The following is a 1,723-nucleotide window of genomic DNA, read 5'->3' as shown; positions in this document are numbered from 1 at the left end:
CGAACTGCGCCTCGAAGCGCAAGGAAGTCGGCGCCTCGTACGCGCCGCCTTCCAGCGCCCGCCCTTCGGCCTTCCACTTGGGCAGGCCGCCGTCCAGTACGCGCACGCGCCGCGCGCCCATCGTCCGCAGCGTCCACCAGACCCGCGCCGCCGAGAACAGCCCCTGCGCGTCATAGACGACGATGTCGTCGCTCTCCGCGACGCCCAGCGCGCCCATCGCTTCGGCGAAGGCGTCGGGCGACGGCAGCATGTGCGGATAGGGGCTGCTCCGATCCGACACGGCGTCCAGATCGAAGAAGACGGCGCCCGGCAGTCGCTCGCGCTCGAAATCCGCTCGCGCGTCACGCCCGTCCAGCCACCAGCTGGCGTCAATAACCCTCAGGTCCGGCGCGCCCAGCCGCGACGCCAGCGCTTCGGTCGAGATCAGGGGCGTGTCGGGATTGGTCATCTTGTCAGATTACCATGATCGCGACGGCGATGGTCAGGGCCTGAGTCGCCGGATAAGTTGCGAAAACGCATCCGCGACGCCACCTGTCCGACTTACAAGTCGCGGCACAGGCCCGCGAACCGCCGTTGAAACCAGTCGAAAGCGCCGCCGTGACCTCTCCCAACGCCGTCATCACCCTGTCCGAAGGCCTCAAGACGCCCGTCGTCATCGGCGGCGGCGCCCGCATCGTCTTCATCGCCGGCCCCTGCCAGATGGAAAGCCGCCAGCACGCGCTGGAGACCGCCCATCAGCTGAAGGAGATCGGCGAGCGCCTGAATCTCGGCATCATCTACAAGACCAGCTTCGACAAGGCGAACCGCACCAGCGCCAGCGCCGCGCGCGGCATCGGCCTGAAAGACGCTATGCCGATCTTCGCCGAGATCCGTGAAGTCACCGGCCTGCCGACCCTGACCGATGTCCACTCCGAGGCCCAGTGCGGCCCGGTCGGCGAGGTCGTGGACGTGCTGCAGATCCCGGCCTTCCTGTCCCGCCAGACCGACCTGCTGCTGGCCGCCGCCGCCACGGGCAAGGCGATCAACATCAAGAAGGGTCAGTTCCTCGCCCCCTGGGACATGAAGAACGTCATCGCCAAGGTCACGGGCGCGGGCAACCCCAACGTCATGGCCTGCGAGCGCGGCGCCAGCTTCGGCTACAACACCCTGGTCAGCGACATGCGCGCCCTGCCGATCCTGCGTGAAATCGGCTGCCCGGTGGTGTTCGACGCGACCCACAGCGTCCAGCAGCCGGGCGGGCAGGGCACGTCTTCGGGCGGCCAGCGCGAGTTCGTGCCGGTGCTGGCTCGCGCCGCTGTCTCGGTCGGCGTCGACGCCGTCTTCATGGAGACGCACGAAGACCCGGATAACGCCCCGTCGGACGGCCCCAACATGGTGCCGCTGAGCCAGTTCGAGGCCCTGGCCGCCGAACTAATTGCCTTCGACGACCTGGCCATCAAGCTCGGCCACAAGGGGCCGATGGCGAAGACGGCGTGAATCCGCTAGTTCGGCGTCATGGCTGAACGTTCTCTCGATCTCGGCGCCCTGCAGTCCCTGCTGGAGCGCGTGCGCGACCTGAAGGTCGCCTGCGTCGGCGATCTGATGCTGGATCGCTATGTCTATGGCGAGGTCAGCCGCATCTCGCCAGAGGCGCCGATCCCCGTCCTGCGCGCGCGCCGCACCGTGGCCATGCCCGGCGGCGTCGGCAATGTCGCCCGCAACGTCGCGGCCCTGGGCGGTCAGG

2 protein-coding genes and 1 pseudogene are annotated in these 1,723 nt (G+C 68.4%); 2 read left to right on the top strand and 1 reads right to left on the bottom strand.

The annotated features are described in order from the left end of the window. A partial coding sequence (locus RT567_RS16535; protein ID WP_313577285.1) for a rhodanese-like domain-containing protein occupies window positions 1–448 on the bottom strand: 448 nt, incomplete at its 3' end. 125 nt (window positions 449–573) lie between these two features. Between RT567_RS16535 and kdsA the strand changes: the two genes are divergently transcribed. Next, window positions 574–1,476, top strand: a complete 903-nt coding sequence (kdsA, locus tag RT567_RS16530; RefSeq protein WP_409516192.1) for a 3-deoxy-8-phosphooctulonate synthase — start codon at window positions 574–576, stop codon at window positions 1,474–1,476. Window positions 1,477–1,494: 18 nt separating this feature from the next. Continuing rightward, a pseudogene (locus RT567_RS16525) lies at window positions 1,495–1,723 on the top strand (bifunctional heptose 7-phosphate kinase/heptose 1-phosphate adenyltransferase); the annotation flags it as partial.

The organism is Brevundimonas sp. (assembly GCF_032107865.1).
Taxonomy (GTDB): domain Bacteria; phylum Pseudomonadota; class Alphaproteobacteria; order Caulobacterales; family Caulobacteraceae; genus Brevundimonas.
Note: the sequence above shows the minus strand (reverse complement) of the source record. Positions and strands in the feature narration are given on the sequence as shown.